The sequence below is a fragment of the Candidatus Defluviibacterium haderslevense genome (genome assembly GCA_016712225.1).
Taxonomy (GTDB): Bacteria; Bacteroidota; Bacteroidia; order Chitinophagales; family Saprospiraceae; genus Vicinibacter; species Vicinibacter haderslevensis.
Genome location: JADJRL010000003.1, coordinates 4,387,927 through 4,401,331, shown reverse-complemented (window position 1 = coordinate 4,401,331; position 13,405 = coordinate 4,387,927). Strand labels below are relative to the sequence as shown.

Below are 13,405 nucleotides of genomic sequence, written 5' to 3'. Positions count from 1 at the left end.
TTCTTTTTATTATACTATTAATTAGATTAAAAAACGCCAGTAGATAAAAGTATATACTGGCGTTTTATTTTTTATCCCAGAATTGTCATTAGGAATCAAAAATAAATGGAGCTTTTAAGTTAGTAATAAAACAACTGTAGCGATATCTCTTGTAAATTTCTTCTGCTTTATATAGACTTAAGGTACTTGATGTAGCCTTCTGCCTAGTGGGTAAGAATGGTAGGATAAATATCATTCTATTTGAAACTTGCCAATTTGGACTATTGCAGCTTGTGTCTGCAATTTCAATTCCAATATCGATATTTAAACAATTATATTGAATATTTCTAATGGCCGTCATTAGAAATTTATCCCATTGACGATTTTGAATTAAATAATTTTTAAAAAATAATAATAGATTTCTTATATTTACTGTAAATACCTGCCACTATGCAGCATTTTCACTTTAACAAACCAACATTCGTTACCTTAATCTATTTGCTTACTGTTATGTTAAGCAATCATTTGGCTTCGCAGCCCCGCCCATGTCGAAATGTATATGCAAGTCCCAACTGTGAAGATGCGCCTTTATTTTGTTCGCTTGATGAATTGAATGGGTTTTGGTGCAATACATTAAATGGCAATGGCTCTCTACCATGTGCAGACAATTGTTCCACTGGCAACCAAACTTCAGAAATAATAAGTTGGGTATCTTTCGTTTCCCAAGGGGGCGTTCAATCATTTACAGTGACAATTGGAAATTGTGCTTTTGCCTCGAATTTACCATATCCAACCGTTCGATGGGGGATTTGGGGTGATTGTTTATGTGGAGATCAAACTTTTTGTAGTAAGCCATGCATGGTAAGTACCTGGCCTCCAACAAACGTTAGTCAAACCTTTAAGGTGAATTTAAAACCATGCAAAAGATACTATTTATGGATTACCGGTTGCGATGGACAATATAACAATGATGGAGCGTGCAATTATACTATTAATACTTCTCCAGGAGGACGACCCGTTCTTCCGACTATAGATGATATTAATAACATAGCAAGTGGTATCATTGAACCCGTTTGTGAAGGAACATGCGATTATAGATTATTTGTAAACCCAAAAGGCTGTGAACCAAACTATGAATGGACACTCAATGATGTTGATCTTGGAAAGAATAGCAGTGAGATCATGTTGGATTTTCCAACGGAAGGTGATTTTAAAATCTGTGTCTCCACTTATATAGGAGATAAAAAAAATGGAACCATATGTTCTCGACAAGGACCGAAATGCGCTATTGTAAAAGTCAGACGTCTGTTGGATAGAGTAGGACCCAAAAGATATCTTTGTTACGAAATCATGAATGGAGGTAACTATAAATGGCATACTCAAACCATTATTGCTCCAGGGATTTACCGGGAAAGCTTAGCTGATAAAAATTGCTGCCCATTCGATTCAATAGTTGAATTTATTGGATTGCCGGAACCAACTACAGGTAAACATAATTTCATAAGCTGCGATAACCAGCCTTATATTGACTTGTTGGGTCGGAGTCATTCTCTTTGTAAGGATCATTTGTATGTTTTATTAAAAAAGACTACTGATCCTTTTAAATGCGATAGCTTCATTACGCTGACTGCTGTGGGAGTGTATGACTCCATTCATTGGGAAAGTAAATGTGTTGGCGGAAAAGTAGAATTGTCACCCAATTTCAACATTGCCAAAAAATGCCAATTTGGCGAAAGCTATTTATTTGAATACAAATGGTATAAGAAAAATGACAGTTTGAGAACTCCAATATCCACAAATGAACGGCTTATAGTTGATGCCGTTAATGAAGATTATTGTTTCGAAGTTAAAATAAAAGTATTCCTTGAAGATGACTCTGTTGTTTGTGTTAAAACATATTGCGATTCTATAAATGAAGCTGAATTTATAGACAATACAGAAGATATTAAATTGTCTTTTTGTGATTCTGCAATCATAAATGGACAGACCTATAAGCAATCTACCATTTTTACCCAGCAATTAAAAAATGTATTTGGCTGTGATAGTGTAATAGTTACAGATCTGAATATTATGAAAAGCAATTTGACAAACTTGAATTTTAGTGGCTGTGATTCAGTAACTGTAAATAATCAGTTATACACAAATAAGGGCATTTACAAGCAGAGACTAACGAATACATCAGGATGTGATAGCATCTTGAATCTGGATATCAGCATTGGGAAAAGCAGTCAAACAAATATTGTGCTAAGCAATTGCGATTCCATTGTGGTTGCTGGAAAAACATATACTATATCTGGAAACTATAATCTACTGTTACAAGGTTCCAGTGGTTGTGACAGTACAGTTAATTTAAATTTAAGTATTCCAAAAGGAAGCAGTGAGCGCTTTTCTTTCGATGCATGCGATTCTGTAAACTTCAATGGACAAACGTATAAGATAAGTGGTGACTACATTCAAGCCTTCAATAGTAGGAATGGCTGCGATAGTTTACTTCTGGTTCATGTCAACATTACTAAGAGTAATAATGCTCCATACATTTTGTCTTTATGCGATTCTGCTAATATTAATGGAACGAAATATTTTAAATCCGGCAACTATACTCAATTGCTTACAAGTGCCAATGGATGCGATAGTTTACTGAATATTGAATTAACTATTACTAAAAGTAATTCATCATTTTATAAATTTACTTCCTGTGACTCTGCTTTAATAAATGGTCAATGGTATTTGCAATCTGGAAACTATACTCAATTACTTCAAAATGCAAATCAATGCGATAGCACATTGAACATAGATTTAAATATTACAAAAAGTAGCACTGGAAATACGCTCAGTAGATCCTGTGATTCAGTAAAGATAAATGGTATAGGCTACAATCAAACCGGCATTTATCAACAAACTCTGACAAATTCAAATCAATGTGATAGTATATTAGTCATTGATTTTACACGCTTAAGTAAAAGTTATTCTGCTTTAAAATACAAATCTTGCGATTCAATTCTGGTTAATAATCAAGTTTATAAAAAGTCTGGTCAATACACTCAAATTCTTGCGAATACAAATCAATGTGATAGCGTATTGAATCTTGATATCACAATAGATAAAAGCAGAACAAGGGATATCAATGAAACGGCTTGTGATTCGGTTTTGGTGAATGGAAAAATGTATAATCAATCCGGAAAATTCACTCAAACACTTTCAAGTTCGGAAGGATGTGATAGCATATTAAATATTGATATTATAATACAGAAAAGCAGTCAAGCAGAAATCAGTCAAACGGATTGTGATGCCATTGTTATAAATAATCAAACGTATTCACAAACAGGGGACTACACACAACTTCTGAGAAATGCGAATCTCTGCGATAGTTTACTGACTATTCATTTTACACGATTGAACGCAAGTACATCTGAGCTGGCATTTACTTCTTGTGATTCTGCTTTGGTCAATGGAAAAACCTATTATCAATCCGGCAAATATTCACAATTACTAATTAATTCGAATGGATGTGATAGCACTCTAGGATTGGATTTAATCATTAAACCTGGCAATCCATCAACATTAGAAGCAGGAATTGATACCAGCATCTGCGAAGGTCAGATCATTCAACTGAATGGAATATTTTCGGGAGCTGCAAAATTTACATGGCAATCAAGTCATGGTAGTTTTGATAATCCAAATGGTATTACTACAAATTATTATCCAAATAGCATTGGCAATGAACGAATCTATTTAAGTGCTACTGATGATTGCAAGCAATGGTTAGATAGTCTTGCCATTCATGTTTTTCCAAGACAAATTGTTCATGTAACAGGAGATACAATTATTGATCCATGTAAAGAAATTACTTTTTCAGCTTCAGGTGGATCAAACTACATTTGGACTCCAGCATCATTGATTGATTGTCTCGATCCTCCCTGTAGCAAAGTAAAATTAAAATCCTTCGAGGAGACCCGTTTCACAATTACAACTGTAGGGCCTTGCGTAGTTCCTGCAAATTTAAATCTATCTTTATCACAAATTCAATCGGATATTTATATACCAAATGTATTTTCTCCAAATGGAGACAACATCAATGATTTATTCCTGCCTATTTTTAATTGCGATGCGGTTACTTTTTTCAATTTGCAAATTTATGATCGATGGGGCAACCTTTTATTCGAATCCCAAAACAAAGAAAAAGGCTGGAATGGTAAGTGTCAGGATGTGAATTTGAATCCGGGGGTTTATCCTTTTGTCATTCAATATGCATTACATGGTTCAGAGCGGAAGTTGAAGACAGGGGATATTACCTTAGTAAGATAGGGAAGTATACTTTGTCATATTTTTTTTATTGAAGTTATTGGATTTATGAATTTAAATTGTAAAATAAATATCAATTATATTGACTGGTCTGTAATTTTAGAATATCCCGGAATATTAAATAGGGTCTAATAAATTGGATAAAGAGTTCAACATCCACCATTCAAAGGTATAGCATAAATTATTTTACCTGAAACCGACAAATTGTATACCTTATTTTTTATTGTAGGAAGTACCAGTTTCCATGTTTTGCCTTTATCTGAAGATAATAGAATACCATCAGGATGACCACATATAAAGTTTTTTCCAACTTGTTTGATTGAAGCAATGAATGGGGTAGGAGTAAGGCCACTACCATCAATAGCTTGCCATGATACTCCTGCATCAGTAGATATTCTAACTCGTCTTGTTTTTGATGTGGTATTATAGGTGATGGCTGCAAATCCACCATCTATAACTTCAGTGGAAATCCCTACACCACCTTCCCTTATTACCCAATCCCAACTTTCGCCACCATTGATCGAACGTAAGATGCCTTGTTGTCCGCCAGCAATGATTATTCCGTTTGACTCTACCATGTTTAGCGCTATTCCATCTTCAAAAACATGTTTCCATGATTTACCTTTGTCTGTAGATTTGAAAATACCATTATCGCAACCAACGAATAAAGTTCCGGTTTGAGTTTCCAAAACAGTCCGAACCATTGAATTTGGCATTTGAATTGGAAGCCATAAACTTGAGCCATTTATTTTTTGAAAAAAATCACCTTCACTACTGCGACCATAGACTCTGGATTTACAAGTATAGATATCCTTAATATTGATCCCTAGGGAATATTCTTTTTCCCAATTTACTGGTGTAGAACCATTTTTGAAGTTATATAATTGGTAATTTGACAATAGAGATAAGGTTCCATTGTTGACAAAGAACGCTTTGTTTTTCAAATTACTGGGTAGACTGGCACTGATGTCATGCCAAGTTAATCCGTTATCTGTAGATTGATAGACGCTATTTGAACCTAGGTCAAAGTTCTTTTCGGTCGAGTTTTTTTTGGATTGAAAATCGGAGTTAAATAATGAATCTTGTGCCTGAATGTATTGACAAGTAACGAGAGATTGAAGTAATACTAACATTAGAATTTGGATTTTCATGTCTTTTTATTTTCTTGTGTGAATGAATAGTCACAAAATTAAGGGACTTCCAATTCGGTGCAGTAAATTAACTGTAAAAGGATGTAACAAAAATGTAAAAGTATGTATAATGCAAACAATGATTTGTCATATGAATCAAATCTTAGTTTAGTTTAACGCTATGTAGACTAAATCTATAGGATGAAATTAAATAAACTCATTTAATTTTTAAAACTAGACCAATCTTCCCCATTAGTATTTTCTAATGCCAAATCTAAACAAATTATTTATTACCCTTAATTAAATTGAATAATAAAACATCCAGTGGAATAATTTAATGCACTTCTATGGTTTTTTTCCTTTTATTATATTATAACTTGCCAGAAAGTAACCACGTCTATTCCACGTCTATTCCACGGCTTATCCACGTCTATTCCTCGGATATTGTCTTGTCCTAAAATAGCTATACAGGTTAATAAATAAATCTTAAAATGACTATGCAAATATAATTTTTAATCCTAAGTAAGGTATACAAGGTTTAAAAATAGTATTTATTATAGTTTTTCCACCTTTTGGGTAATGTTTCAAATTGTAGATGAGCTTGATCAGGAGTCAAATAATCACAACTTCCATGAGGCCTTAATTCATTGTAGGCTTTAATGGAATGTTTAACAAGATTATAAGTTTGATCAAATCCCAAATGAGTTTGATGAAGATTAAATTCAGTTTTGATAATACCATTTACTCTTTCTGCTAATGCATTTTCATAAGGATCTCCATTGTCAGTCATACTAATTTTAATATTATGTTGATAAAGTAAATGAACATATTGATGTGAACAATATTGAGAACCTCTATCCGAATGATGAATAATGGGATGGTCATAAATTCTATTATTTAATGCCATTCGTAAGGCCTCAACACACCCTTCTGCCTGTAAATCATTGCGAAAACAGTAACCAATAATTTTTCTGGAAAAAGCATCTGTAATCAAACTAAGATAGCCCCAATAGTTAGTTAATCTAATATAGGTAATATCACTTACCCAAACTTGTTCGGGTTTAGTTATAGTAATGTCTTTAATGAGATTGCAGTATTTTTTCATCCAGTGTTTTGAATCCGTAGTAATGGCTTTTCTTTTTCGTTGTCTAATCATTAATTTATATTCTGAAAGTAAATCAAAAAGATAATCTCTACCAATTTTTATATTGTGAGATTGAAGAGTTGGTTTTAGTAAATGAAATAATTTTCTTGTGCCCAGTCTGGGAAGTTGTTTTCTAATGGAAATAACTTCTTGAAGAATTATGTCATCACGGATACTAATTTTTTGCTTAGTCCATAAATGGTCATAAAAAGCATGTCTAGTTTTGCCAAACAGTTTGCAAAGCCTTCCGATCCCTATTTTAGGATTGTCTTGTTTTGTTTTAAGGACTGCTTGGCACCAGACTTTTTTCTAATATCAATGTTGAGTTGTTCTTCTGCAAGATCAATAAGTGTATTAAGAGCCTTGATTTTAAGCTCAGCTTCTTCTAAAGCCTTTTCCAAAGCTAGTTCGTTTGATCCAATATTTTTAGTTAGATTTTTAGACATCACTTGTCCATTTAACTCACAAAGTTGGTCATTTTCATTTTTAAATTGAATAATCCAATCTCTAATTAATTTACTGTTTTTAATCCCATATGCATCTTGAACTTCTTGGATGCTCATTCTTCCTTGCTCAATGGCACTTACAATAGTACGTTTTTGGAGCTTCGAATAGCTTTTCCGCTTGATATTGTTCTTGTAGTGAATTGATCCGTAATCTTTCATCCATCTATCAATAGATCTCTTTCCTAATCCATATTGGTCTTGCAATTCCTTCCGTGGGTGTCCGGATTCAATATCGCTAACGATCTTTAAGATTAAACGCTTGTCATATCGACCTTGCTTTTTCCTGGTTTGTGCATTAAATTCCTGATCCTTTTGTACCATAAACAGTTTTTTTGTGTATAGTTTTTTTAGGACGGGTCATATTTTTCAGTTAATCTCATTTTCGAGCTTTCCCAAGAATCTGACAAAGACACAAAGTATTGCTTACTGCATAAGTTTTTGAAATCTTATTTTATGAGTTTAGTTTATAGATTCGGGACCTATTGATTCTATAATAAAATGCTCAATTCTCTGCGTTTTAACTTATGCTATGGCATATTCTTCCTTTAATTTACTTAATTTTGACCAAATTTATAATTCATGAAAAAGGGTTTCATTTTTATTTATATTTGTATATTTTGTAATATGTCTTTTGCTCAAGTTCAGCAGTTAAGAGAATTTAAGGCAGAAGGACATACATTCAAAGAACTTTATCAAAAAGCCGATCAATTGATTCCAAAACATAAATTGGACAATCCAGAATTCCGCAAAGCCTTTAGAGAAGGAAAGCTGGATGGGGTTTTTCTTGATGATAAACGAGTTTCTCTGGAACGTTGGGCCTGGTACTGGCGCGATAGACTTAATGAAGATGGTTCTTTTGGTGACTTATCCAAACAATCAGAACTATATAATGCAATTGCAAATGGTCCTGGGAATTTGAGCCCACGTAATGCATTGGTCTGGAAACACGAAGGTCCAGTGCGCAATAGCGGAGGCTATTGGGGTATGGGTAGAACGACTCATATAGCCTTTCATCCCACACAACCGAATACTTGGTTCGTAGCCGCACCTAATGGTGGTGTATGGAAAACAACAAATAATGGAACTTCTTTTACCAGTTTAGGCGAAGCATTACCCATACAAAGAGTTGGAATTATACTTGTAGATCCTAAAAGTCCAAATACCATCTATATTTCATTAGGAGAGAAAGAGGGCTGGTGGCAGTATGGTATGGGTATTTATAAATCAACTAATGGTGGCGCTACCTGGACGCCAACAGGTCTGAATTGGAAATTAACAGACAATAAAGTGCTCTATGCTTTAGAAATGGATCCAGTTAATACAAATATACTGATTGCTGCAACCAATAATGGTATTTATAGAACAACAAATGGTGGTACTTCATGGGATAAATCCAGGACCGAAGATTTTTCAGATGTAAAATTTAAACCCAATAATTCAAATATAGTGTACGCAGCACGTAATGATTATTGGGGATCATGCGAGGTGTTTAAATCCTTGGATGGGGGAGTTACGTTTAATCAAATTTCAAATTTTGTAGAAGTAAAATCATCGATGCGGTTGGCTGTTACTCCTGCTGATCCCGAATTTCTAGGTGTTAATCGCTCCGTGGATGGTGTGCGTAAATTTGATTTATCGAAAAATTCAGGGTCAAGTTTTGAATTCATTGCTAACCTGCCCGAAAATGCAGTCATGGAATTTTCCCCAAATAATACGAATCTAATGTATTGTGGTGGTGTAGATATTCATAAATCTACAGATGGTGGGAGAACATGGAACCAGGCAACCATCTGGTACAATCGCGGTGATCTTCCTGAAGTGCATGCAGATCACCATTCGGTAGTGTATAATCCTTACAATAAAGATGAAATTTTTATTTGCTGTGATGGTGGTATTTATAAATACACCGAATCCACTAAATCATGGAAGGAGTTTCAAAATGGATTGCCCATCACTCAGTTTTATAAAATGGCTATTTCCACTACCAACCCTCCAGTATTAATTGGAGGTAGTCAAGACAATGGCGGATTTATTAGACGCGCTAATGGTTCATGGGGCAACACCAATGGTGGTGACGCAATGTGGCAATTGATTGATCCAACCAATGCAGCAATAGGCTATTCTGAATATTGGGGAGGTACTGCAGTTTATAGAACAACAAATGGATTTAATAATTTGACAGAAATCAATGGCAATATCCCTGGAAATCCACAAGGTCAATGGGTAACACCATTTACATTAAATCCAAAAAATCCAAGGACATTTATGATTGGTTATCATGAAGTTTTTATGAGTCCTGATCGGGGTAATACATTCAAGGCATTGAGTAATAATTTAACAGGAAGTGCGGATAATGATTTAAGAAATGTTGTAATTAATCCGGTTGATACGAATACCATTGCAGCCACTATTGGTAGTACTATTTATCTAACAAAAGATTATGGAGTAAATTGGGGCCGAATCAATATGATCACCAGTGCCGAAGTTACAGATCTTGAATTTCATCCTAAAGATACGAATCGACTTTGGGTAACTCGTGGTGGTTTTGGTGTATTGAAAGTAATGGAGTCCAAAGATCGTGGTAAGACCTGGACAAATATTACAAAGAATTTTGTAAACACACCTGTGCTGTGTATCAAATATGATGAAGCTTCTAATACTTTATTTGTAGGTACAGATATAGGTTTGTTTTATAGTGATGCCACCACAGTTAGCTGGCAATATTATGGTACTGGATTGCCCAATACTTCGGTAACAGATATTGAATTACATCAGACTTCTAGAAAAATGTATGTGTCTACATATGGAAGGGGATTCTATTCTATAGATTTACCAGATTGCTATCCTTCTACTTTAGCATTACAAACTAAAATTAATAATTCCTCTTTTATCTTGAAAGATAGTTTTAATGTTTGCTTTGGAGATCAAATCACAATAAAGAATCAAATTGATGGTATAAAAGGTACCTATAGATGGCGAGGTCCACAAGGGTTAGATACGACAATGACCAATATCAATGGCATTTCATTGGGGGTATTTAATTCGTTTTTGAAAACAGGCAATTATTCCTTACAATTTACTTCAGAGTTGGGATGCAGCAGAATAGATACAGTATATATTCGAGTTATTCAATTACCAACTACGGATATTAAATCTGATTTTGCGGAAATAGACTGTTCTCATCCCGAATTAAAATTGTCAAACGCTACCAGTTATCCCGGTTACCAATTTGAATGGTCATCCAATAACAAAAGTCTTAGTACTGATCCGGAATTGTTGATCAAAGATTCGGGAACTTATTTTTTAATAATAATTAACCCATTAGCAGCATGTATCAATTCAGATTCTATAGTCATCAAAAAAATTGATCCACCATCAATAAAAATTGAAACACAAGATGTGAAATGTTTTGGTGATTCATCGGGAGTGGTTTCAATTAATATAAAGGATGGTACACCCCCGTTTTCCATTAAGTCAAAATTTGATTTTATAAATCAATCCAATCAGGTTCCTAGTGGAAGCTATATCATTGAAATTGTAGATTCCAGAAAATGTACTTTTACAGATACAGTGGTCATAAATGAACCAACAGATTTTAATGTTTTAGCTTCCGTTTCTAATGCTCTGAATAACGATGGAGCGATTTCGTTAGTAGTGTCTGGGGCAACACCGCCTTACCGTTTTGAATGGTATCTCAACCAAGTTTTAATTAGTAAACAACAAGATTTAAAGGATCTCATACCAGGTACCTATCATTTGATTTTGAAGGATAGTGTAGATTGTGTGTATGAATTAGATGTAGAAGTAAAAAAATTAACTTCAGTAGTGGAATCCAAAATCGAATCCATACAGGTTTACCCAAATCCTAGTGAAGATTATTTTATTATCAATACGCATGATATTTCTCAAGACCAATTGGAGGTTGATTTGTTTAGTATAGATGGCCTAAAACAAAAAGTTGTATGTCAAAAGCAATCAGATCATGAAGTTAAATTACTTATGTCACATTTGAATAGTGGAACTTATGTGCTGGAAATTAAATTGGATTCACAGAGAAGAAAAATTCTTCTTGTATTGATCAAATAAATAATCTGTTCTAATTTAACGCAAGCATTTTTAGCAAAAACATTAATAGAAACATAATGAGGATATCTGCTGTAGTTTTGATTTTATTGGTTTGGTGCCAATCCATTTTTGCAGGAGAAGGCATGTGGTTGCCCATATTACTTCAATCCATGAATGAAAGTGAAATGCAATCCATGGGAATGAAAATTAAAGCTGAAGATATTTATAGTGTTAATAAGGGTTCATTAAAAGATGCGATCGTTCAATTTGGAGGAGGATGTACAGCAGAGATTATTTCATCGAAAGGGTTGTTATTAACAAATCATCATTGTGGTTATGGGTATATTCAATCTTATTCTTCTGTAGAACATAATTATATAAAGTATGGCTATTGGGCAATTAATGAAAAAAAAGAATGGCGTTGTAATGGTCTAACGGTAACGATGATTGTTAGAATGGAAGATGTTACCTTGGCTATGTTAGATGGAGTATTGCCAACTATGAATGAATCTGAACGTAAAATTAAAGTTGACCAAAATTTAATTAAAGTCAAATCTAGTATTTCCAAAGCAAGCTATGAAGATGTGATGATTAGACCTTTCTATAATGGAAATCAATATTTTGCTTTTGTTACGTTGACTTATAAGGATATTCGATTTGTTGGAAAGCCACCTGAATCTATAGGTGATTTTGGTGCAAATACGGATAATTTGGAATGGCCAAGACATACCGGGGATTTTTCTCTGTATCGCATTTATGCAGGTAAGGATAATTTACCGGCAGCGTATAGTGAAGATAATATTCCATATACTCCAAAATATTTTTTACCTATTTCTTTAGATGGCGTTGAAGAGGGAGATTTTACAATGCTCTTTGGGTTTCCAGGACGTACTAATGAATATTTAACAAAGGAGGGCGTTCGTCAAATAGCTAATATTCAGAATCCGGTTAGAATAGCTCTAAGAGATAGGGTCTTGAAAATTTTAGATAAATACATGCGCAGTAATGAAAAAACTAAAATTCAATACGCATCCAAATATGCTGGTAGTGCTAATGTTTGGAAAAAATGGAAAGGAGAAAGTCAAGGGATTAAAAATAAAAATGCGCTGGAAAAAAAAGATCAATGGGATAAATTATTTCAAGAGCGTGTAAACAATAATGAGACGTTTCAACCTTATAGAAATATTATCGGAGACTTAGAAGCATATTATACTCAATTGCAACCCATGACCTTAGCAAAAGAGTATTATGCAGAAGGGTTTCAAAGAAATACAGACTTGTACGCCGCTTATTCCAGAATAAAAAAATTAGCTGATACTTATGAAGGTAGAGGAAATGATTTGTTTGTTTCAGGGCGTGATGAAATGAAGAAGAATGCAGCTGTTTATTTTAAAGATGTAGATATTAACATTGAAAAGGAGGTATTATCAGGATTAATAGAGTTGGTAGTAAAAGGTGTAGAGCCTGAAGTTAGATTTCCTTATTTAATTCAACAACTGAAAACGTACAATAATAATTATGAAGCGTATGTAAATGATTTATATAATAAAAGTTGTTTTGCAACACCCGATAGTTTGGTAGTTTTATCAGAATTAGAATTTGTGCCCTGGATAACAAGAGTAAAGGCCGACCCTGTATGGAATCTTTATGAGGAACTGAATTATTTTTTAGTTTATGGTATTCAAAATCAAGCAGGACCTATTGAAGATGCCATTACTGCATTGCGAAGAAGGCATATGGAAGCAATTATTAAAGTATTTCCAGAAAAGAAATTTTATCCAGATGCAAATTCTACCTTAAGGGTATCCTACGGAAAAATTGAGGGCTATAGCCCGAAGGATGGAGTAAAGTATAATGCAAAAACATATTTAGATGGTGTCATGGAAAAATATATTCCTGGAGATTATGAATTCGATGTTGAACCAAAATTGATTAAGCTATATAAAGAAAAGGATTATGGTGTTTATGGTGAAAACGGCAAGATGCCGCTCGCTTTTATTTCATCTAGCCATACCACAGGAGGTAGTTCAGGCAGTCCGGCAATTGATGCTCATGGTAATCTCATCGGATTGAATTTTGATCGAAATTGGGAAGGAATGATGAGTGATATCAATTATGATGTTACGCTTTGTAGAAATATAATGGTTGATGCCAGGTATATTTTATTTATTATTGATAAGTTTGCTGGTGCAGGACAATTAATTCAAGAAATGAAATTAGCTCATCCTAAAGAAATGACTAAAGGTAAAAGGAAAAGGGGATAGTATTTTAATATGCAA

At 33.9% G+C, this 13,405-nt stretch carries 7 protein-coding genes; 3 read left to right on the top strand and 4 right to left on the bottom strand.

Going from position 1 to position 13,405, the window contains the following annotated elements:
• Positions 1-88: 88 nt before the first annotated feature.
• The gene (locus IPK88_17245) at positions 89-340 is read right to left on the bottom strand and encodes a hypothetical protein (GenBank protein MBK8245176.1); all 252 of its coding nucleotides are present in this window, start codon (positions 338-340) and stop codon (positions 89-91) included.
• Positions 341-429: 89 nt separating this feature from the next.
• Here IPK88_17245 and IPK88_17240 point away from each other — a divergent pair, with 89 nt between their 5' ends.
• Positions 430-4,284, top strand: coding sequence for a gliding motility-associated C-terminal domain-containing protein (locus tag IPK88_17240; GenBank protein MBK8245175.1), 3,855 nt, complete (start codon positions 430-432; stop codon positions 4,282-4,284).
• Between the two features lie 146 nt (positions 4,285-4,430).
• Here the strand turns inward: IPK88_17240 and IPK88_17235 are convergent, their stop codons facing one another.
• The 3 genes from IPK88_17235 to IPK88_17225 all read right to left on the bottom strand — a co-directional run bounded on the left by IPK88_17235 (position 4,431) and on the right by IPK88_17225 (position 7,382).
• On the bottom strand, positions 4,431-5,432 hold the full coding sequence (locus IPK88_17235) for an exo-alpha-sialidase (protein ID MBK8245174.1): 1,002 nt from the start codon (positions 5,430-5,432) through the stop codon (positions 4,431-4,433).
• A gap of 517 nt (positions 5,433-5,949) precedes the next feature.
• Entirely contained in the window at positions 5,950-6,813 is an 864-nt protein-coding gene (locus IPK88_17230; GenBank protein MBK8245173.1) for an IS3 family transposase, read from the bottom strand.
• Positions 6,810-7,382 carry a transposase gene (locus IPK88_17225; protein ID MBK8245172.1) on the bottom strand — a complete coding sequence of 191 codons (573 nt, stop codon included), beginning with the start codon at positions 7,380-7,382 and terminating at the stop codon, positions 6,810-6,812. The genes IPK88_17230 and IPK88_17225 overlap by 4 nt, the downstream gene beginning before the upstream one ends.
• 258 nt (positions 7,383-7,640) lie before the next feature.
• Here IPK88_17225 and IPK88_17220 point away from each other — a divergent pair, with 258 nt between their 5' ends.
• Entirely contained in the window at positions 7,641-11,147 is a 3,507-nt protein-coding gene (locus IPK88_17220) for a T9SS type A sorting domain-containing protein (GenBank protein ID MBK8245171.1), read from the top strand.
• Positions 11,148-11,203: 56 nt separating this feature from the next.
• Positions 11,204-13,390 carry a S46 family peptidase gene (locus IPK88_17215; protein MBK8245170.1) on the top strand — a complete coding sequence of 729 codons (2,187 nt, stop codon included), beginning with the start codon at positions 11,204-11,206 and terminating at the stop codon, positions 13,388-13,390.
• Positions 13,391-13,405 lie beyond the last annotated feature (15 nt).